This is a genomic window from Streptomyces sp. PL-29 (assembly GCF_058344425.1).
The window spans coordinates 2,510,830-2,530,963 of record NZ_CP136996.1 but is presented as its reverse complement, the minus strand read 5'-3'; the positions used below and the strand labels follow the sequence as shown (position 1 = coordinate 2,530,963).

Annotated in this window: 21 protein-coding genes and 1 pseudogene; 19 read left to right on the top strand and 3 right to left on the bottom strand. The window is 73.1% G+C overall.

All coding sequences use genetic code 11. The features are described 5' to 3' along the window. Positions 1 to 10 precede the first annotated feature (10 nt). Positions 11 to 547, bottom strand: coding sequence for a GNAT family N-acetyltransferase (locus R4Z63_RS11570; RefSeq protein ID WP_384446126.1), 537 nt, complete (start codon positions 545 to 547; stop codon positions 11 to 13). A gap of 186 nt (positions 548 to 733) precedes the next feature. Between R4Z63_RS11570 and R4Z63_RS11565 the strand changes: the two genes are divergently transcribed. Then, the gene (locus R4Z63_RS11565) at positions 734 to 925 is read left to right on the top strand and encodes a DUF7940 domain-containing protein (protein ID WP_384446124.1); all 192 of its coding nucleotides are present in this window, start codon (positions 734 to 736) and stop codon (positions 923 to 925) included. Between the two features lie 39 nt (positions 926 to 964). Then, positions 965 to 1,261 carry a hypothetical protein gene (locus R4Z63_RS11560; protein WP_384446230.1) on the top strand — a complete coding sequence of 99 codons (297 nt, stop codon included), beginning with the start codon at positions 965 to 967 and terminating at the stop codon, positions 1,259 to 1,261. A gap of 79 nt (positions 1,262 to 1,340) precedes the next feature. Here the strand turns inward: R4Z63_RS11560 and R4Z63_RS11555 are convergent, their stop codons facing one another. Continuing rightward, positions 1,341 to 2,336: an SEC-C domain-containing protein gene (locus R4Z63_RS11555; protein WP_037923386.1), complete on the bottom strand. Its 996-nt coding sequence runs from the start codon at positions 2,334 to 2,336 to the stop codon at positions 1,341 to 1,343. A gap of 56 nt (positions 2,337 to 2,392) precedes the next feature. Between R4Z63_RS11555 and R4Z63_RS11550 the strand changes: the two genes are divergently transcribed. The 4 genes from R4Z63_RS11550 (at position 2,393) to R4Z63_RS11535 (ending at position 5,472) form a co-directional block, all read left to right on the top strand. Continuing rightward, positions 2,393 to 3,187, top strand: a complete 795-nt coding sequence (locus R4Z63_RS11550; RefSeq protein WP_384446122.1) for a class E sortase — start codon at positions 2,393 to 2,395, stop codon at positions 3,185 to 3,187. Positions 3,188 to 3,271: 84 nt separating this feature from the next. After that, complete coding sequence (locus tag R4Z63_RS11545; RefSeq protein ID WP_384446120.1) at positions 3,272 to 3,616, top strand: DUF6412 domain-containing protein; 345 nt, start codon at positions 3,272 to 3,274, stop codon at positions 3,614 to 3,616. A 114-nt stretch (positions 3,617 to 3,730) separates the two neighbouring features. Further along, the gene (locus R4Z63_RS11540) at positions 3,731 to 4,492 is read left to right on the top strand and encodes a hypothetical protein (protein ID WP_384446118.1); all 762 of its coding nucleotides are present in this window, start codon (positions 3,731 to 3,733) and stop codon (positions 4,490 to 4,492) included. Between the two features lie 122 nt (positions 4,493 to 4,614). Next, a complete protein-coding gene (locus tag R4Z63_RS11535; protein ID WP_384446116.1) occupies positions 4,615 to 5,472 on the top strand; it encodes a fumarylacetoacetate hydrolase family protein in 858 nt (285 codons plus the stop codon). A 168-nt stretch (positions 5,473 to 5,640) separates the two neighbouring features. Here R4Z63_RS11535 and R4Z63_RS11530 read toward each other — a convergent pair whose 3' ends face one another. Then, positions 5,641 to 6,747, bottom strand: a complete 1,107-nt coding sequence (locus R4Z63_RS11530) for a Gfo/Idh/MocA family oxidoreductase (RefSeq protein WP_384446114.1) — start codon at positions 6,745 to 6,747, stop codon at positions 5,641 to 5,643. A 55-nt stretch (positions 6,748 to 6,802) separates the two neighbouring features. Between R4Z63_RS11530 and R4Z63_RS11525 the strand changes: the two genes are divergently transcribed. From R4Z63_RS11525 to R4Z63_RS11465, 13 genes and pseudogenes are all read left to right on the top strand, one after another. Next, positions 6,803 to 8,023: an ROK family transcriptional regulator gene (locus R4Z63_RS11525; protein WP_384446112.1), complete on the top strand. Its 1,221-nt coding sequence runs from the start codon at positions 6,803 to 6,805 to the stop codon at positions 8,021 to 8,023. Between the two features lie 330 nt (positions 8,024 to 8,353). Next, positions 8,354 to 9,112, top strand: a complete 759-nt coding sequence (locus tag R4Z63_RS11520) for a hypothetical protein (RefSeq protein WP_384446110.1) — start codon at positions 8,354 to 8,356, stop codon at positions 9,110 to 9,112. A 138-nt stretch (positions 9,113 to 9,250) separates the two neighbouring features. After that, positions 9,251 to 10,015: a GntR family transcriptional regulator gene (locus tag R4Z63_RS11515; protein WP_037923404.1), complete on the top strand. Its 765-nt coding sequence runs from the start codon at positions 9,251 to 9,253 to the stop codon at positions 10,013 to 10,015. Positions 10,016 to 10,202: 187 nt separating this feature from the next. Beyond that, positions 10,203 to 11,111 (top strand): annotated as a pseudogene (locus R4Z63_RS11510) (FAD-dependent oxidoreductase); the annotation flags it as partial. Between the two features lie 186 nt (positions 11,112 to 11,297). Then, positions 11,298 to 12,071: a phosphonatase-like hydrolase gene (locus tag R4Z63_RS11505; protein ID WP_384446107.1), complete on the top strand. Its 774-nt coding sequence runs from the start codon at positions 11,298 to 11,300 to the stop codon at positions 12,069 to 12,071. Next, a complete protein-coding gene (locus R4Z63_RS11500) occupies positions 12,068 to 13,117 on the top strand; it encodes an ABC transporter ATP-binding protein (RefSeq protein ID WP_384446105.1) in 1,050 nt (349 codons plus the stop codon). The genes R4Z63_RS11505 and R4Z63_RS11500 overlap by 4 nt, the downstream gene beginning before the upstream one ends. Before the next feature lie 16 nt (positions 13,118 to 13,133). Beyond that, entirely contained in the window at positions 13,134 to 14,057 is a 924-nt protein-coding gene (locus R4Z63_RS11495; protein ID WP_384446228.1) for a 2-aminoethylphosphonate ABC transporter permease subunit, read from the top strand. Then, positions 14,044 to 14,841 carry an ABC transporter permease gene (locus tag R4Z63_RS11490; protein WP_384446103.1) on the top strand — a complete coding sequence of 266 codons (798 nt, stop codon included), beginning with the start codon at positions 14,044 to 14,046 and terminating at the stop codon, positions 14,839 to 14,841. Before R4Z63_RS11495 ends, R4Z63_RS11490 begins: the two co-directional genes overlap by 14 nt. 119 nt (positions 14,842 to 14,960) lie before the next feature. Beyond that, positions 14,961 to 16,043, top strand: a complete 1,083-nt coding sequence (locus tag R4Z63_RS11485; protein WP_491522534.1) for a 2-aminoethylphosphonate ABC transporter substrate-binding protein — start codon at positions 14,961 to 14,963, stop codon at positions 16,041 to 16,043. A gap of 199 nt (positions 16,044 to 16,242) precedes the next feature. After that, positions 16,243 to 17,772, top strand: a complete 1,530-nt coding sequence (locus R4Z63_RS11480) for an alkaline phosphatase family protein (RefSeq protein ID WP_384446099.1) — start codon at positions 16,243 to 16,245, stop codon at positions 17,770 to 17,772. Positions 17,773 to 17,887: 115 nt separating this feature from the next. After that, positions 17,888 to 18,667, top strand: a complete 780-nt coding sequence (locus R4Z63_RS11475; protein ID WP_037923419.1) for an HAD-IIA family hydrolase — start codon at positions 17,888 to 17,890, stop codon at positions 18,665 to 18,667. Between the two features lie 124 nt (positions 18,668 to 18,791). After that, on the top strand, positions 18,792 to 19,412 hold the full coding sequence (locus R4Z63_RS11470) for a hypothetical protein (protein WP_037923423.1): 621 nt from the start codon (positions 18,792 to 18,794) through the stop codon (positions 19,410 to 19,412). A 12-nt stretch (positions 19,413 to 19,424) separates the two neighbouring features. Beyond that, the gene (locus R4Z63_RS11465) at positions 19,425 to 20,102 is read left to right on the top strand and encodes a class F sortase (protein ID WP_037923425.1); all 678 of its coding nucleotides are present in this window, start codon (positions 19,425 to 19,427) and stop codon (positions 20,100 to 20,102) included. Positions 20,103 to 20,134 lie beyond the last annotated feature (32 nt).

Below are 20,134 nucleotides of genomic sequence, written 5' to 3'. Positions count from 1 at the left end.
CGGTCGACGCTCAGGCCGAGGGGTGGTTCGGGGCGAGGAAGACGGCGACCGCGTTCCGCGTGCCGGGCAGCGGTTTCACCTCGTGCCAGCCGAGCCGGTGGTAGGTGGCCACGGTGTCGGTGGCCACCCGGGAGGTCAGCAGCCAGGCCCGCTCTGCGGGGGCGTCGGCGGTGATCTCCGCCAGCAGGGCGCGCCCGGTGCCGTGGCCGCGCGCGTGCGGGCGTACGGCGAGTTCGTCGATCTCCAGGGCGCCGATGAGGAGCTCGCGCACGCGCTGTCGGCCGAGCTGCGCGGCGACCTGCCCGTAGGCGCGGTCCGTGGGGAAGGCGCGGGGGGTCAGCCAGGCCGTGGCGAACCCGTCGATGCCGAGGGGCGACTGTGCAAAGGCGGTGCGGAAGCCGGTGCGCCGGCTGTCCGCCTGGAGCCGTACGGCGAACTGGCGAATGGTTTCTTCATTTTCGTTCCACGGCGGCGCCGAGAAGACCTCGCCGTAGACGTCGGCCAGTTCGTCCACCAGGTCGAGGACGGCCGGTCCATAGCAGATCACGTGTGCAGCTCCTTGGGCCGGCTTGGGCGGCTTGGGCCGTATCGCCCCTGTCGAAGGCCGAATCTACGCCTGGGGTGCTCCCCGGACGGGAGGTCCACAGATCCGGAGGGTGTGCGACAAATCCGACTTCCGTACGGTGTCGTGGGCCACCCGTATCGGCCCGCTCGGCCCGGCGTTGAGCCCGACGTGCGCAACAACCTCCTGAGCAGGGCCCTGATGGGTCTCGCCGCCTGCGCGGTGGCGTTCTTCGTGCTCCTGGGCGTCGTGGCCGTACTGCCGCGGTCCCTCCAGGACGCGCTGCCCGACGGCGTCCTGGGCGGGGCGGCCGTCGTGCTGACGGTGGCGGCCGCGCGCCGGTTCGCCCGCCGGGCGCGTTAGCCTCGTCCGGTGACGTTCGAACGGCTGGAGGTCCCCGCCATGGAGCAGTTCCCCACATCGGTCGTAGCCGCAGGCGGCCTCGTCGGCGGGTACGCCGCAGCCCGCTGGACCGGCAGGCGGCCGCTCGGCGGTGTGGTTCTCGCAGCGGCCGGCACCGTCGCCGCGCGCGAGTGGCACCGCCGCACGTCGCCGACGACGACGGCCCTGCTGGGCGCGGCCTACGTCGCGGCGTTCGCGGGCTCGCACCCCCTGGCGAAGAAGATCGGTGCCTGGCCCGCGGTCTGCACGGCGGCAGCCGCCGTGGCCGCCGCAACCTACGCGGTGGCAGACCGCTAGGGCGGTCGAAAATTCACCGCGAACGTTGGGTGGACCGCCCCTTCTGGATCGTTCTCCAGAGAGGCGATATTCCGCCCCCCTACTCCCCGTGGCACTCCGAGTACGGCTTGCCCGAGGTGCACCAGCAGGGGGCCGTGGGGGTGGGGGGCCAGGGGGTGGCCTTGCCGCGGGCCGCGAGGGTCGTGGCGTATTCGGCCAGGAGGCTGGGGGACGCGGGGGAGGTCTTCTCGGAGGCCGCGAAGGCCTCGTACGAGGGGACGCTCGCCGTGACGATGCCCAGGTTGGTGGTGCCCGAGGCGGCGAGGGCGCGCAGGGAGGTCTCGATGTCGCGCAGATGGGCCTCGTGCGAGGCGTACTCCGCGCCGAGCGTCGGGTAGCTGGTCAGCAACTCGGACAGTTCGCGCTGCGGCCAGTGGAGGATCGCCACCGGGAACGGGCGGGACAGGGCCGCACGGCGGTCGCCCAGTTCGGCGCGCAGGCGGGCGATCTCGGCGCGCAGCTCTGCGGGGTCGTCGGAGCCTAGGGCCCAGATGCGCTTGGGGTCGTGGAGCTCGTCGAGTGGGATGGGGCCGATGTGGCGCGTGTCGGCGACCATGTCCCAGTCGTCGTGCGGGCGCCCGAGGAGGCGGCGCACGCGGTGGCGGCCCGTCAGGAGGGCGGTCGTGGCCGGGGTGAGCGGGGTGGAGTCCGCGATCAGGAGCGTCGCGGCCTGAGTGAAGCAGTTCTCCGCGTCCTCCAACTCGTCGTGCGTCTCCAGGGCTTCCGCGATGACCTCCCACGGGGCCGGGTCCTTGGGGGAGGCGGCGCGGATGCCCGAGATGAGGGCGCGGGCCTCGGGCTCGTGGCCGTACTCCCAGAGGTTCGCCGCCTGGAGGGCCTTGATCAGGTGGGGGTCGGACGGTGAGGAGGACAGGAGCTGGTCGTAGAGGGTGCTCGCCCGGTCCCGTTCGTCGGCCAGTTCGAGGTGGGCCGCGGCCTGGAGGAGCAAGGGCTCCTGGTCCTCGGGGTAGCGGGTCGCCGTGCGGATGAGGCGCTCGGCTTCGGCGATGTGCTCGGCAGGCGTGTCGGGGCGCATGGTTCACACCGTACTGCCGCTGGTCAGTTGGTGGGGGAGGACTTAGGGTGCCGCCCGTGCGCGATCACATACCTGTGGTGGTCCAGGGGCGGGGTCGACAGGCGCGCCGGGTCGGCCCGGCGCGGATCCTGTGGGCGACCGCCGAGCTGACCGTCACCGCGGGCGTGGTGGTGTTGTTGCTGGTGGTGCACCAGATGTGGTGGACCAACCGGCAGGCCGTCGCTGTGGCGCAGGAGCAGGTCCGGGTTCTGGAGCGGGACTGGCGGGCCGATCCCCATCCTTCCGGTTCGCCGTCCGGTTCGTCCGCCGGTTCGCCGTCCGCTGCTTCTCCCCCCGCCTCCCCTTCCGGCCCCTCGGCCGTTCCTGCTCCCCGGCCGGAGCCCGGGTCCGCCGCCGAGCCGTCGGGGGCGCGCGAGCGGGCCTACGCCGTCCTGCGCATCCCGCGCCTCGGCCTCGTCGCGCCCGTCGCGCAGGGAATCGACCGGCGGGCCGTCCTCGACCGGGGGTACGTGGGGCAGTACCCCGGGACCGCCGGGCCCGGGGAGCGGGGGAACTTCGCTCTGGCCGGACACCGCAACACCCACGGCGAGCCGTTCCGGTACGTCAACCGGCTGCGGCCGGGCGACGAGCTGATCGTCGACGTGCGGGGGCGCAGGTACACCTACGTGGTGGGAAAGGTCCTGGGCGAGACGACCGCACGGGACACCGGGGTGATCGCGCCGGTGCCGCGGAGCGTGGTGAAGCCGGAGTACGGGTACGACGAGCCCGGCGCGTACATCACCCTGACCACGTGCACGCCCGAGTACAGCTCGAAGTACCGGCTGGTGGTCTGGGGGACCCTCAGACCGTGACCCGGGCCCCGCCGTTGTCGGTGGACCCGGTTACCATCGACCGAGGACGGTGCAGTTCACGGATGTGATGAGGGGGAGGTTCGCATGGGTCGGTCACGACGCTTCGACGTTCCGCCCGCCCGGATCGCCCGGCTGCTCTCCGTACTGCTCCCGCTCGTGCTGCTCGGGGGAGCCCTCGGCCTGTTCGCGGGGGAGAGCGGGCTGGGCGCCGTGGTGGTCGCCCTCGCCGCGTCCGTCGCGTCCGTCTCCGTGGGCGCCGAGGCCCTGGCCGCCGCCGCGCGGCTCGTACGGCCCGTACCGCCGCACCGCATACGCACCGTGATCCGTGATCGCGAGCAGCGCACGGCGTTCCTGCCGCAGCGCGATCCCGACGCCTCGGGCCGTTCACGACCCAGGGCACCCGGCCGTCTCGCCCCGACGGCCGCGTAGGGGCGCGCAGTACTCCCCGCCTTCTGCTGACTGATCACTGTTGTCGCCCCTCGTGGGTCGTCACGCCGAAACGCAGTTCTTTCGACGTTCGACGAGACCCCTCGGAGGGCCCACGTGTCCGTTCTCATCCACCTTGTCGCTGAGCTGGGCCGGCTTCTGGAGCCGGCCCTGGCCGAGTCCGCGACTGCTGCCGCGATCGTGCTGTTCACCGTGCTCGTACGGCTCGCCCTGCACCCGCTGAGCAGGGCCGCCTTCCGCGGTGCGACCCCGGTGGCCGGCCTCCTGCCCGTGCTGCTCCAGCTGCCGGTCTTCTTCCTCATGTACCAGGCGTTCTCGTCGGGGAATGAGCTGCTGGACCACCGGTTGTTCGCCGCCCCGCTGGGGTCCCGCTGGAGCGACGCGCTCGGGGAGGGCGGCCTGTTCGGGGCGCAGGGGCTGGTGTTCCTCGCGCTCTTCGGGGCGATCGCGGTGGTAGCCGCGTGGAGTGCCGCGCGCGGCCGCCGGTCCGCCGCTGCGGCGGCTGCGGTTGCGGCCGCCCCGAAGAAGCCGGCGCATCCTGCGAAGGCCGCCAAGAAGGCCGGTGCCGGTGCCGGTGCCGGGAGTGCGGCGGTCGCGGGGCTGCCCGAGCTGAGCGCCGAGCAGCAGGAAGCCATGCGCAAGCTGGGCGGCGTCCTGCCCCTGCTGTCCTTCGGGACGCTGATCACCGCCGCCGTCGTGCCGCTGGCGGCCGGCCTCTACCTGCTCACCACCACCGCCTGGTCCGTGGCGGAGCGGGCCTGGCTGGAGTACCGCAAGGGGCGTGTCGCGGCGCGGGTCGCGGCCGGAGCCGCCGCCGACCGGTCGGCGGCGGACAGGGCTGTGCGTTCCAGTCTGTGAACAGGGTCTTGCGGATGGGGTGGCCATCTTGGAGGATCGACCAATCCTCCGATGGCCGCAACCCATCGTCCGGCCCGGGGCATGCCCGTGGGCCGACCACCCACGACCACGGGAGAATGCCCATGAAGCTGCTGCGTGTCGGACCGGTCGGGTCGGAGCGCCCCGCGCTGCTCGACCAGAACGGGACCCTGCGGGATCTGTCCGGCCTGATCACGGATGTGGACGGCGCGCTGCTCGCCGACGGCTCCGTGCTGTCCCGGGTGCGGGACGCGGCCGCCTCCGGTGAGCTTCCGGTCCTGGACGCCGAAGGGCTGCGAACCGGTGCGCCGGTCGGCCGCATCGGCAAGATCATGGGCATCGGGCTGAACTACTTCGGCCACGCGGCGGAGATCGGCGTGGAGCCGCCGGCCGAGCCGATCCTCTTCCTGAAGGCCGCGGACACGGTGGTCGGCCCCGACGACACCGTGCTGATCCCGCGCGGCAGCGTGAAGACCGACTGGGAGGCCGAACTCGGCGTCGTCATCGGCAGCACCGCCCGCTACCTGGACACCGCGGAGCAGGGCCTGGCCCACGTCGGCGGCTACCTTCTGGTCAACGACGTCTCGGAGCGCGAGTTCCAGATCGAGCGCGGGGGCACCTGGGACAAGGGCAAGAACTGCGAGACCTTCACCCCGCTCGGCCCGTGGCTGGTCACCGCCGACGAGATCCCGGACCCGCAGGTCCTGGACGTGAAGCTGTGGGTCAACGGCGAGCTCAAGCAGGACGGCAACACCTCTGATCAGATCTTCCCGGTCGGTGAGGTGGTCCGGTACCTGAGCCGGTTCATGACCCTGTACCCGGGCGACGTCATCGTCACCGGCACACCGGCCGGCGTGGCGATGGGCCAGCCGGAGCCGAAGCCGTACCTGCGGGCCGGCGACGTCGTGGAGCTGGAGATCGAGCGGCTCGGCCGTCAGCGCCAGGAGGTCAAGGGCGCGTAACCGCCGTACGGGACACGGAGGACGGGCGAGGGGCGGGCGAGGGCCGGGCGGGGCGGCCGTCGGGGCGGCCCCGCCCGTCCCGCACGCGCCGGCTCACGCGCGTGCCCGGGACGTCACGCGGTTCCGTGCTGCCTGCGGTCTTCGGCGCTCCAGGTGCTCTCCATGTCCTCAGTGCTCTCGGTGCGCCATGGTGACGGGAAGCTCCACCGCCACGCCTTCCTGGGACGACATGCGGGCAGCCTCCAGTACGTCGAGGCAGCGCGCGGCCTCGTGCGCCGTGACCGGGGCGGGCCCGCCGGTGCGCAGGGCGGCCGCCACCGCCGCGTAGTACGCCGGGTAGTCGCCCTGTTCGGTCGGTACCGGGGCCCCGCCACCGGTCAGCGGGGATTCGCCCGAGCCCACCCGCCCCCACAGGTGCGGCGGCTCCTCGCCCCAGGGCAGCCGCCCGTCCGGCCGCAGGCCCTCCCGCAGGGCGCCCTCCTGCGGGTCCAGGCCGTACTTCACGTAGCCGGCGCGGGAGCCGAGCACCCGGAACCGCGGTCCGAGCTGGGCCGTCGCTGCGCTGACGTAGAGGTGCGAGCGGACCCCGTTCGCGTGGGTGAGGGCGATGAAGGTGTCGTCGTCGGTCTCGGCGCCCGGGCGGCGCGCGTCGGTCTCTGCGTAGACCCGCACGGCGGGCCCGAACAGCACGAGGGCCTGGTCGACGACGTGGCTGCCGAGGTCGTAGAGCAGGCCGCCGATCTCCTCCGGGGCGCCCGACTCCCGCCAGCCGCCCTTCAGCTGCGGGCGCCAGCGCTCGAAGCGGGACTCGAAGCGGTGGATCTCGCCCAGTTCGCCGTCCGCGAGGAGGCGGCGCAGGGTGAGGAAGTCGTTGTCCCAGCGGCGGTTCTGAAAGACGGAAAGGAGGACTCCGCGCCGGTCCGCCAGGGCGGCGAGCGCCCGGGCCTCGGCGGCGGTGGCGGCGAGCGGCTTGTCCACGACCGCCGGGATCCCGGCTTCCAGGGCGGCCGTGGCGAGCGGGACGTGCGTCTTGTTGGGGGAGGCGATCACCACGAGGTCGAGGTCGCGCTCCCACAGCTCGTCGGAGGTGGGGGCGGTGCGGACGCCGGGGAACTCGGCGCGGGCGCGGGCCTGCCGATCCGGGTCGGAGGTGACGACCGTGTCGAGGACGAGTCCGTCCGTGGCGGCCACGAGGGGGGCGTGAAAGACGGAACCGGCGAGTCCGTAGCCGATGACGCCGACACGAAGTGGTGCAGTGGGGGTGGGGGTGCTCATGAGGCCACTTTGGCAACAGCGTTGTCGAAGTGCAAGGAGGGTGGACAATGGGCCTGTGAACAGGGCTAGCGGGAGCGGGAACGGGAGCGGCGGCCGGGGCGACGCATACGGTCGGCGCGGCGGGGCCAACCTGCCGGCGCTGCGCGGCCACAACGACGCGCTGGTCCTGGACCTGCTCCGGGCCGCGGGGCCGGCGGGCCTGGGGCGCGCGGAACTCGCCGCCCGCACGGGACTCACCCCGCAGGCCGTCAGCAAGATCACGGCCCGGCTCAGTGTGGAGGGCCTGGTCGCGGAGGCGGGCCGGGCCGCTTCCACCGGCGGAAAGCCGCGCACCCTGCTGAGGCTGGTGCCGGATGTCCGGCACGCCGTGGGGGTGCAGCTGGACCGCGACGAGCTCCGGGCGGTACGGGTGGACCTGGCGGGCCGCGTCGTCGCCGAGAGCAGCGGCCCGCTCGACTTCGGGACCGGACCGGAGGCGGCGGTCGAGGCGGTCGTACGGGCGGTCGCGCGGGTCGGCGCCCCGTCCGGCCTGCCGCCCTTGGGGGTGGGGGTGGCCGCGCCGGGACCGCTCGACCACCGGGCCGGGGTGATGGGGCGGGTGACCGGCTACCCGAGCTGGAAGGACTTTCCGCTGAGGGGGGTGCTGGAGGGGCGGCTGGGACTGCCGGTGCTGCTGGACAAGGACACGAACGCCGGTGCGGCCGCGGCCGCCGGGGCGTGGCTCCGGGCCGCCTGGCCCGATCCGGATGCGGATGGGGACGCGGACACGGGGCCGGACACCGGGCCGGACACGGACACGGAACCGGGCGCGGGCGGGTACGCCGGCAGCGGTCCCCGCACGTGCGTGTATCTGCACGTCGGGACCGGACTCGGCGCGGGGCTGTGGCTGGGCGGCGGGGTCTACCGGGGCGTCCGCTCGGCGGCGGGCGAGTTCGGCCACCAGGTGCTCCTGCTGGATGGCCCGCCCTGCCGGTGCGGGGCCCGCGGCTGCGTGGAGGTGCTGTGCCTTGAGGCGGTGGCTCGGGGTGATCTTCCCGGGGCCGCTCGGATCCTGGGCGAGGCCGCGGCCAACCTGGTCGCGCTGCTGGACGTGGACCGGGTGCTGCTCGGCGGTCGGGTGGTGGCGGCGGCGCCGGACGTGTTCGTGTCCGGGGTCGGAGCCGTTCTCGCGGCCCGTGCGCTGGATCCGGCCCGGCCGGTGGTCGCCCTGGCGGGTGCGGGTGTGGCGGAGGGGGCGGCGGAGATGGTGCTGGCGCCGTTGTTCGGGCGCGAGTAGGGCGCGGCTCGGCCGCGCGGGTCCCGTCGTTCCGCTCCGTAAGGGGCACATGCCGGTGCTGGTGCGTCGCGGGGGCCTGTGCGTTGCCGGGTGCGGCGCTGCTGCGGGGGCGATACCCCCGGGCCCCCGTGCCTCGACCGTCGGCGGTTGAACGGGGCCGGTGGGGCGGGAGGAGCGGGGTTGACGGGTGCACCGATCGGGCGTAAACCGGAACGACTCAGGCGTGGTGCGTGGTGACGGTTCGCGCCTGCGTGGGAGGGTGCGGGCAGGCCGGGGTGATGGTCACCTCGTCCGACCATCGTCCTGTCCGGCAAGCAGCGAAGGTCTTCCATGCGACTGCGCAAAGCCCTTGCCCTCACGGCCTTCCTCTCCGCCGTCCTGGCCGTCACCGCCGCACCCACCGCCGGCGCGGACGTCGGCACCGGCGGCGGTGCCCGCCCCGCTCCCGCGCTGCCGTCCCGCATCCAGGCCGCCTGCGGGGACGGCAAGAGTTCCGCCTTCCCCATCGGCGCGCGGATCCGCGGTGGCCCGGCCGTGTACCGCACCGGCGGCGAGCCGCAGACCTGGTACCTGGACCTGACCAACACCACGAACTCCCGGTGCACGGCCATCCACCCCGTCGTGGTCCTCACCGACAAGGCCCGCACCCTGCGACCCGCCCACCTGCGGATGGAGTTCGAAGCCCCGGGCGGCACCCTGCCCGCCGGGCTCGAACGCAGCGACCGCGACGAGATCATCGCCGTCTTCGACGGCGGGGACGCCTTTCCCGGCTTCACCGTGGCCCCCGGCGGTACCCACACCGTGAAGGTCTCGCTCTCCTTCGCCCCCGACGCGCCCACCGGTGAGGTCGTCGCAGACGCCGCCCTCGTCCAGCGCAAGGGCGACGACGGGGACTGGATCGGCGAGGCGGGCGGCTACCGGTTCTCCGTCGAGGAGCCCGCGGGCTCCGTCGAGGCCGGCTCCCTCGCCCACACCGGACCCCACGCGTGGGTGTACGGGGCGGGCGCCCTGACCGCCGTCGCCGTGGGCGGAGGCCTCCTGCTGGGAGCCCGCAGACTCCGCACCCGACCCCGCGGCCGCGGGTGCTGACGCCGTCCCGCCTGCACTGGAGTCCGCCCCCCGGCTGATGTCCGTCCGCCCGTGATGACGTCGGCCGGCCCGTGGGGAAGTCCGCCCGCCCCCGGAGTCACGTACGGCGGCCGCGACCGCCCCGCATAGAGTCCCGTTGTGGAAAAGAACCTCCAGAGCCACCGCCCCGGCTCGCCCGTGCGGTCCGGCATCCCCGAGCACGGCCGCATCCCCAAGTACTACGCCGTCAAGGCCCGGATCGCCGAGCTCCTCGACGCGCTCGGCGAGGGCGGGACACTGCCCACCGAGCGCGATCTGGCCGAGCGGTACGAGGTCTCCCGCGAGACCGTCCGGCAGGCCCTGCGCGAGTTGCTGCTGGAGGGCCGGCTTCGCCGCTCCGGCCGGGGGACCGTCGTCGCCGGGCCCAAGCTGGAGCAGCCGCTGTCCCTCGCCAGCTACACGGAGGGGGTGCGCCGCCAGGGGCACCGGCCGGGCCGGCGGCTGATCGGGCTGGAACAGTTCCCCTGCCCGCCCGACCTCGCGCCCGGGATCGGTGCCGAGCCCGGCCAGCCCGTCTGGCACCTGGAACGGGTCCTGCTCGCCGACGACGAGCGCGTCGGCCTGGAGAGCACATACATCCAGGTGGCCCGTGCCCCGCGCCTGGACATCGATTTCCAGCCGGACTCCTCCTTCTACGGATATCTCCGCGACAGCCTCGGCATCTCCTTCGGCGAGGCCGACGAGAAGCTGGAGACCGTGCTCGCCACCCCTCGCGAGGCCCTGCTGATCGGCACCCCGCCGGCCCTGCCCATGCTGCTCATCCACCGCTTCTCGCGGGACGGGGAGGGCCGCCCCTTGGAGCGGGTGCGTTCGCTCTACCGCGGTGACCGGTTCAGCTTCACGACCCGCCTGCGCGCCGAATAACCCGACGTCAAATCACCCGTAGCCACTGAAAAGGGGTGCAGTGATATCACAGAAAGATAACGGGTCTGGTCCAATCGTCGAGGCGCGTTCACCGGCGCGTCGCCGGACCGCCCCTCCCGGGTCACGGCCGGCACCCACCGTTGGCGGCGTGAGAGTCATAGTCGTCGGAGGCGGCGTGGTCGGCACCATGCACGCCTGGCAAGCAGTCGAACGCGGCCACGAGGTCGTCCAGATCGAGCGGGAGGCCGAGGCGCGCGGCGCCTCACTGCGCAATTTCGGCCAGATCTGGGTCAGTGGACGGGCCGGGGGCGAAGAGCTCGACACCGCCCTGCGCGCCCGCGAGCTGTGGGAGCGGATCGGCGCGGAGGTGCCCGGCCTGGGTTTCCGCGCCATCGGCTCCCTCACTCCCGTCCGCAACGCCCGCGAACACGCCGTCGCCGAGGCGGCCCTGGCCCGCCCGGACGCCGCCGCCCGCGGCTACGAACTTCTCGGCGCCGGGGAGGCGCGCAGGATCAACCCGGCCCTGCGCGGCGACTTCGAAGCCGCCCTGTGGTGCGAGCGGGACGCGGCCGTCGAACCGCGCACCGCTCAGCTGCACCTGCGCGAGGCCCTGCGCGCCAAGGCCGGCAGCCGCTACACCTTCCTGCCCGGCCGCGAGGTCCGCGAGGTCACCGGCCCCGGCGCAGTCCGCGACGACCACGGCGACGTCCACCGCGGCGACGCCGTGGTCCTGGCCACCGGCGCCTGGTTGACCGGGCTGGTCCGCGAACTGGTCCCAGACCTGCCCGTGCGCCGGGTCCGGCTCCAGATGATGCAGACCGCGCCGCTCGGGGAGGCGCTCACCACCTCCGTCGCGGACGCCGACAGCTTCCGCTACTACCCCGCCTACCGGTCCGCGGCCCTCGACGAGCTGAACGCCGGCCAGGCCCAGACGCCGATCGCCGCCGCGCACCGGATGCAACTGCTGATGGTCCAGCGCCAGGACGGCGGACTGACGATCGGCGACACCCACGCATACGAGCACCCCCTTCGCCTTCGACACCGTCGAGGATCCGTACGAGCACCTCACCGAGGTCGTCGAGTCCTTCCTGGGCCGCTCACTGCCGAAGATCAGGCAGCGGTGGGCCGGCGTGTACGCGCAGTGCACGGACACCTCCCGCGTCGTCCACCGCCAGCAGGTCGCCGACGGCGTCTGGCTGGTGACCGGACCCGGCGGGCGCGGCATGACCTGCTCCCCCGCCATCGCCGAGACCACCGCGAACGAACTGGGCTGGTAATCCCGATGACCGACACCACCGAAACCACCGGCACCACTCGCGCCGAAGCCACCGACACCACCCGCACCACCACCCGCACCACCACCGGCGCCGGCCGGCTGGTCGTCCTCGACATGGCCGGTACCACCGTCGCCGACGGCGGCCTGGTCGAGCGCGCCTTCGAGCGGGCGGCGGGGCGCCTCGGCGTCGAGCCCGGCACCCCCGACCACGCCGAGAAGCTCCAGTACGTCCTGGCCACCATGGGCGAGTCCAAGATCTCTGTCTTCCGGCACCTCTTCGGCAGGGAGGAGCTGGCCCGTCGCGCCAACTCCGCCTTCGAGGAGGCCTACGCGGAGCTCGTCGACGGCGGCCTGGTCGCCGAGGTCCCCGGCGCCCGCGCCGCGATCGAGGAGCTCCGTGCCGACGGCCGGACCGTCGCCCTGACCACCGGCTTCGCCCGCGTCACCCAGGACGCCATCCTGGACGCACTCGGCTGGCAGGACCTCGCGGACCTCACCCTCTGTCCCGCCGACGCGGGCGGCCGCGGCCGGCCCTTCCCCGACATGGTGCTGACCGCGTTCCTGCGGACCGGTGCCGCGGCCCGGGTCGCGGATGTCGCCGACATCGTGGTCGTCGGCGACACGGCCTACGACATGCTCAGCGGGCGGCGCGCCGGAGCGGGCATCGTGGCGGGCGTTCTCACCGGCGCCCACGACCGCGCGGCGCTGACGCGGAACGGCGCGACCCACATCCTCGGCTCCGTCGCCGAACTCCCGCGGCTCCTCACGGAGTCGGCGTGAGCGGTATCCGCTTCGACGGGGTCAGCGTCGCCTACGACGGCAACACCGTGCTGGACCGCCTCGACCTGACCGTGGAGGCGGGCGAGGTAATGGCGCTGCTCGGACCCTCCGGCTCGGGCAAGACCACCGCCCTGCGCGCGGTCGCCGGCTTCGTACGGCCCGGCGCGGGACGGGTGCTCATCGGCGGCCGGGACGTCACCGCACTCCCGCCGCACCAGCGCGGCATCGGCATGGTCGTCCAGCAGTACGCGCTTTTCCCGCACATGCGGGTCGAGGACAACGTCGCCTTCGGCCTCAAGGCCCGGAAGGCGCCGAAGGCCGTCGTCCCCGGCCGGGTCGCCGAAGCCCTGGAGATGACGGGCATGGCCGCCTACGCCCGGCGCTACCCGCGCGAGCTGTCGGGCGGCCAGCAGCAGCGGGTCGCCCTCGCCCGCGCCCTCGCCATCCGCCCCGGCGTGCTCCTGCTGGACGAACCGCTCTCCGCCCTCGACGCACAGCTGCGCTCCGGGATGCTCGCCGAACTGGCCCGGCTGCACCGCGAACTGCCCGACGTGTCCATCCTGTACGTCACGCACGACCAGGTGGAGGCGCTCACCCTGGCCGACCGGATCGCCGTCATGGATCGCGCCCGGCTGCAGGACTGCGGAACACCGCAGGAGCTGTACCGGGCCCCGCGCACGGAATTCACCGCTTCCTTCGTCGGCGACGCGAACCTGCTCCCGGTCACGGTGGCGGACGGCGGCGCCGTCTTCGAGGGCCGTGCGCTGACCCTCGACCCGGGGCGCGCGGCGCCGGGAGCCGCGGCCACCCTGTGCGTACGGCCGCACCTGCTCGGTCTCGGTACCGGCCCCAACGCGCTGAGCGGCACCATCACCGAGGTGCAGTGGCGGGGTTCCACGCACCGGCTGTACGTCGACGTCGGCGGACACCGGGTGAAGGCGGACCTTCCCGAACTGCGGGAGACGCCCTCGCTGGGAGACCCGGTCACGCTGCACTTCGAGCCGCGCGACGCGGTGCTGCTGGCCGCAGGGGTGACCCGTGCCTGACGCCGCGCGGCAAGCCCTGCCGCCCCCGCCGCGGGGCTCCGCCGCACCCCCGCCGCCCGACCCGGTGCCCCCGGTCCTTCCCGCTCCCGGTCTCGCCCTCGCGGCCCCCGGGGCGCCCCCGCGGGGGATCCCGCGCAGTGTGTGGGCGGTGCCGCCGGTGGCCGTGCTCGCGCTGCTGTTCCTGTATCCCCTCGCGCTGGTCGTCCAGCAGTCCCTCACTCCCGACGGCGGCGGCGCCTTCGACGCCTATGCCCGCGTCTTCGGGTCGCAGGCCTTCCGCGACGCCCTCGGGACCACCGTCTGGCTCGCGGTCGGAGCCACCCTCGGCTGCCTGCTCCTCGGGTTCACGCTCGCGCTGATCATCGCGTTCGTGCCCTTTCCCGGAGCCCGCACCGTCGCCAGGTTCATCGATGTCTTCCTCTCCTTCCCCTCCTTCCTCATCACTCTCGCCCTCCTCTTCCTCTACGGCACTGTCGGCATGGCCAACGGCCTCGTCACCGGATTCACCGGCGCCGCCGAGGGGCCGTTCCGCTTCCTCACCACCCCCTGGGGCGTCCTGCTCGCGGAGATCACCTACTTCACGCCCTTCGTGATCCGCCCGCTCCTCGCCGCTTTCTCCCAGCTCGACACGGCCCAGCTGGAGGCCGCCGCGAGTCTGGGCGCGCGCCCCGCCCGGATCGTGCGGCGGGTGATCCTGCCCGAGGCCCTCCCGGCCCTCGCGGCCGGCGGCAGCCTCGTCCTCGTCATGTGCCTCAACGAGTTCGGGATCGTCCTGTTCACCGGGGCCAAGGGGGTCACGACCCTGCCGATGCTCATTTACGGCAAGGCCATCCTCGAATCCGACTACCCGGCCGCCTGCGTGGTCGCCGTCGTCAACATCGTGATCTCCGTAGGCCTGTTCGGCCTCTACCGGATGGTGGGCAAGCGTGCTGGTGCATAGCAAGACCGGCCGCTGGGCCGCCTGGGGCCTTTTCGGGCTTCTGTTCCTGCCGCTCTTCGCGCTGCCCCTGGCCGTCGTGGTCGCGGCGTCCTTCGCCACCCACTGGTCCGGAGCCTTCCCCTCCGGCCCGACCGCCGCCCACTACGCCGCCGCCGTGCGCGGCGAGTCCCTCCAGGCCCTCACCACCAGCCTGGTCACCGCCGTCGCCGCCAGCCTCCTCGCGCTCACCGTGGGCACCTGGTCCGCGCTGGCCGCCGCCGCGCTGGGAAAGCGGGGCAAGCGGCTCCTGGACGCGCTGTTCATGCTGCCCGTGGCGGTGCCGTCCGTGGTCGTCGGCCTCGCCGTCCTCGTCGCCTTCAGCCGCCCGCCCGTCCTGCTCAACGGCACCGCCCCGATCGTCGTCCTGGCCCACACCGTCCTCGTCACGGCGTTCGCCCACCAGTCGGTGTCCGCCGCCATCGTCCGGCTCGACCCCGCCTACGAGCAGGCGGCGGCCTCCCTCGGCGCCCGTCCCGGGTACGTGCTGTGGCGGGTCCGGCTGCCCCTCCTGCTGCCGTCCCTCACGGCCGCGGCCGGCCTCTGCTTCGCCCTGTCCATGGGTGAGCTCAGCGCCACGATGATGCTCTACCCGCCGGACTGGGTGCCCCTCCCGGTCCGTATCTTCACCGCCACCGACCGCGGTTCGCTCTTCGGTGGATCCGCCGTCGCCGTCGTCCTGATGGCCACCACCGTGCTGGTCCTGCTGGCCGTCTCCCGTATCCGCACCAGGGCCTCGTACCGCTGATTCCCTCCGCCCCCGCCGAGCCGGGCGGATCCCCACCGATCGCAGTCGATCGCGGCCGGTCTCCGTCGAACTCCGCCCGTCCCCCTCCCGCCGAATCCTGTACCCCGTAAGGAAGTTCCATGCCCAGAACCCTCGTGCTCCGCGCCTGCGCCGCGGTCACCGGCAGCCTCGCCCTCACCGTCTCACTCACCGCCTGCGGCGGCTCCTCCGCGGCCGGCCCCGCCGAGTCCGAGGAGACCGAGAAGGTCGTCACCGTCTACAGCGCCGACGGCCTCAAGGGCGAGAAGGGCGACGGCTGGTACGACCGGGTCTTCGCCGACTTCACCAAGAAGACCGGCATCGAGGTCAAGTACGTCGAGGGCGGCTCGGGTGAGATGGTGCAGCGCGCCGTCCGCGAGAAGACCAACACCCAGGCCGACGTGCTGATCACCCTGCCGCCCTTCATCCAACAGGCCGACGGCAAGGGCCTGCTCCAGCCCTATGTGCCCCGGGGCGCCGACAAGGTCAACGGCGCGGACAAGTCCACCGACGGCAAGTGGACCTCGGTCGTCAACAACTACTTCGGCTTCGTCTACAACAAGAAGGAGCTCGCCGAGGCCCCCAGGACCTGGGAGGAGCTGCTGGACGCCCGCTACAAGGACAAGCTCCAGTACTCCACCCCGGGCGTCGCGGGCGACGGCACGGCCGTCCTCATCAAGTCGATGCACGACTTCGGCGGCAAGGAGCCGGCGATGGAGTACCTGAAGAAGCTCCAGGCCAACAACGTCGGCCCGTCCTCCTCCACCAGCAAGCTCGCGCCCAAGACCGACAAGGGCGAGCTGCTCGTGGCCAACGGCGACGTCCAGATGAACTTCGCGCAGTCCAAGTCCATGCCGAACCTGGGCATATGGTTCCCCGCGAAGGAGGGCGGCAGGCCCACCACCTTCGCCCTGCCGTACGCGGCGGGCCTGGTCGCCAAGGCCCCGCACTCCGAGAACGGCAGGAAGCTCCTCGACCACCTGCTCGGCGAGGAGGCCCAGCGGCTGGTCAGCGAGGTGGGCGGCGGCTTCCCGGCCCGCAGCGACGTCAAGCCGACCGACGCCAACGCCGTCGAACTCACCAGGCTCATGACGGGTGTCGAGATCTTCGAGCCGGACTGGGCGGACATCGACAAGAACCTCACCGACTACGTGGACGCGTGGAAGTCGGCAACCGGAAGCTGACCTGTCGCCTCCCGGTCACCCACGACCGGCACAGTGACACCCGCATAACGGGTCTGGACCGAAGACCGCACCTTCGGTCCGGGCCCGGCGCCGGCCGGGGGTGTCCTGCCGATCGCGCCGGGCCCGCGGGCCCTGGCACCGCACCCCGCCGGCACGTCACCCCCAGCGCCCCTTCCCACGATCACTCCCGGAGGAGTTCGTGTCCCCTGCCATCCCCGCCGTCCCTGCCGGACGCACCCTCGCCGTGGCCGCGACCGCCACCGCCCTGATCGCCGCTGCCCTCGGCGCCCCCACCGCCACCGCCGCCGCGGCCGGCACCAGCGACAAGGTCCTCGTCATCGGCGTCGACGGCGCGGTCCTCGACCGCGTCAAGGCCGCCGACGCCCCGCACCTGCAGGGCCTGATGGCCCAGGGGCTGACCGCCCGGAGCACCCTCTACGCGAGTCCGATGGCCGCCACCTCCTCGGGCCCCGGCTGGTCCACCATCGCCACCGGCGTCTGGCCCGACAAGCATGGGGTGAAGGACAACTCCTTCATCGGCAAGAACTACGCCGCCCACCCCGACTTCCTCACTCGCATCGAGAACGCCAAGCCGGCGCTCAACACGTATGCGGCCGCGGACTGGGAACCCATCACCTCCACCGACCAGAACGGCCCGATCTTCTCCGCCAAGGTCGACAAGCGCCTCTCCCTCAAGGGCGACCGCGACGGCTACCGCAAGGAGGACCCGAAGGTGGCCGCCGCGGCCGCCACGGAACTGCGCACCCAGAACCCGGACGCCGCCTTCGTCTACCTCGGCGAGATCGACGCCGCCGGCCACTCCCACGGCGCCGCCAGCCAGCAGTACCTCGACGCCGTCGCCCGCGTCGACGCCCTGGTCGGCCAGCTCCTCGCCGCCGTAGAGAACCGCCCGACGTACGGCCGGGAGAACTGGAAGATCCTGGTCACCACCGACCACGGCCACACCTCCTCGGGCGGCCACGGCGGCTCCACCCTCGCCGAACGCGGCACCTTCGTGATCGCCAAGGGCGCCGGGATCCCCGCCGGTTCGGTCCGCGACGACGTCAAGCTGGCCGACGTGGCCGCGACCGCCCTCGCCCAGGTCGGCGTCAGCGCCCCCGGCATCGACGGCGTCCCGCTGGGCTCCCCGGACGCCGACCCCTTCGACACCGTGCGCCCCGCCCTCCAGGCCCGGGTGGACGAGACGGGCATCCCGGCCGGAGTGAAGGGCTTCACGCACACCCCGCCCGCCGGCTGGTCCGTCGACAACTCGAAGATGGGCACGGGCGGTGTCAGCGAGTGGGCCGGCTGGGCCTTCGCGACCGACGAGTTCTGGACCCAGTCGCAGCGCGACCAGTGGCGCGAGCTGAACGTCCGCTCCCGTGACGTCTTCGCCGTCGCCGACTCCGACGAGTGGGACGACAAGGCCCACACCGGCACCTTCGACTCCACCCTCGTCACCCCCAAGTGGCCGGTCACGGGCGGCAGTACACGAACCCTCACCTTCCAGACGCACTACCGCCACGAGGCGGGCCAGACCGCCCAGGTCCTCGTCTCGTACAACGGCGCCGCCCCGACGGTGGTGAAGACCTACACCGCCGATGCCGTCGCCAAGACCGAGTCCCTCGCCCTCCGGGTCCCGACCGGAGCCACCGACGTCCAGGTCCGCTTCCGCTACAGCGGTGACAACAACTGGTTCTGGACCATCGACGACGTCCGGCTGGGCTGACCGCCCGCCCGCCCTCCCGCGTCCGGGCTGTGGACGGCCGAGACGTCCGCAGCCCGGCCCGGATAGGGTGGTACAGACCAGAGGCAGCAGGTCAGCGAGAGCGGAGAACAGTCCCGTGGCAGAGCGCAAGCCGATCGAATCGTGGCTCACCGACATGGACGGGGTCCTCATCCACGAGGGCACGCCGATCCCGGGCGCCGATGCCTTCATCAAGCGGCTGCGCGAGTCGGGCAAGCCCTTCCTGGTGCTGACCAACAACTCCATCTACACCCCGCGCGACCTCCAGGCCCGCCTCGCCCGCATGGGTCTGGACGTCCCCGTCGAGAACATCTGGACCTCCGCCCTGGCCACCGCGAAGTTCCTCGACGACCAGCGCCCCGGCGGCACGGCCTACGTCATCGGCGAGGCCGGTCTGACGACCGCCCTGCACGACATCGGCTACGTCCTCACCGACCACGAGCCCGACTACGTGGTGCTGGGCGAGACCCGCACCTACAGCTTCGAGGCCATGACCAAGGCGGTCCGCCTGATCAACGCCGGGGCGCGCTTCATCTGCACCAACCCCGACGAGACCGGTCCCTCCACCGAGGGCCCGCTCCCCGCCACCGGCGCCGTCGCCGCGCTGATCACCAAGGCGACCGGCAAGCAGCCGTACTTCGCGGGCAAGCCGAACCCGCTGATGATGCGCACCGGCTTGAACGCCATCGGCGCGCACTCGGAGACCAGCGCGATGATCGGCGACCGGATGGACACCGACGTGCTCGCCGGTCTGGAGGCCGGCATGCGGACCTTCCTGGTGCTGACCGGGCTGACCAGTGAACAGGACACCGAGAAGTTCCCCTACCGCCCGACCGAGACGGTCGCCTCGATCGCGGACCTGGTCGACCTGGTCTGACGGACGGCGGCCCGTACGGCCGTCCGGGCGTACCGTGTTTGGGGCGTACGGCTGACACGTACGGCGCCGCTCCGGATGCGGAGCGGCCTGCCGCGCGTGAATCTCCTTGTCGAGGAGGTTCACCATGCGCAGTGTTCCGATCGCTGTCCGCACCGCCGCCGTGGCCGCCGCTCTGGCCGCGTTCTCCGCGGTGACCGTCGTGTCCGCGCCCGCCGCCCTCGCGGGTGAGGAGGACCGTGGCGACCGCGGCAGCATCACGGTCGACCCGAACCCGGCCGCCCCGGGAGCGCAGGTCAAGCTTCGGGTCCACGGCTGCGAGGGCAACCGGGGGGCGGCCAAGTCCTCCGTCTTCGTCTCGGACGCCGATCTCTACGGACGCGACGGCGGGCGCCGCAGTCCGCTCTACGGCGACGCGATGATCAGCTCGCACGCCTCGCCGGGCTGGCACGCCGTCCGGGTGTACTGCGACGGCGGTGAGAAGTTCACCGGCTCCGTGCAGGTCGCCGCCCGCCGCCACCCCTCCCACCACGCCTCGCCGATCTGGCCCGTCCACGCGGGCGGCGGCGGCATGGCGGACCGCCCGGCCGAGGCTCCCGGCCTGCTCACGGCGGCGAAGAAGGAGCACACGGGCGGCGACGGCCCGGGGACGCCGCACACGGTGATCGGCGCCGTGCTCGCCGCGGTGGCCACGCTGGCCGTCGCGGGCCGCGCCCTGGCCCTGCGCCGCCGACGCAGCGGCGAGTGAGGCGGGCGGCGCGTGGGCGAGGAGTGGCGGACGGACGAGGCCAAGGCTTCCGCCGGGGGTCGGTTGCTGACCTTCGCGGCCTGGTCGGTGCTGGTGCTGGGCCTGTGGCTGTGGGGCCGTGAGCTGACCGTGCCGCCGGCCCCGCTCGCCGGGCAGGGCGGCGGAGGATTGAGCGCGGGGCTGCCGGCCGCGCACGCCCCCGTCGCGGGATCGCTGCCGCAGCGCGTCGACGTGCCGTCCATGGGGATCCAGGCTCCGGTGGTCTCCCGTGGTCTGGACAAGGACGGTGCGATCGATCCGCCGCCGTACGACAGCCCCGGCACGGTGGGCTGGTGGGGGCAGGGCGTCCAGCCGGGGGCGGTGGGGACGGCACTGATGGTGGGACACGTGGACACGCGGTCCAAGCCGGCGGTCTTCTACGGCCTGAGCACGGCGAAGCCGGGTGACAAGGTGCGCGTGGTGCGGGCGGACGGCTCCGTCGCCGAGTTCACGATCGAGGACGTACGGGTCTACGAGCGTGCTGCCTTCGACGCGCACAGGGCGTACGGCCCACGGGTGCCGGGCCGCGCGGAACTGCGGCTGGTGACCTGCGGGGGGACGTACGACAAGACGGCCAAGGAGTACACGGCGAACGTGGTGGTCTCCGCCTATCTCACCGGCGTGGGAGTCCGCTCCGGCACGTCGGTCTAGCGCGCCCGGCGCACGGAGCCCTCGCACGGGAA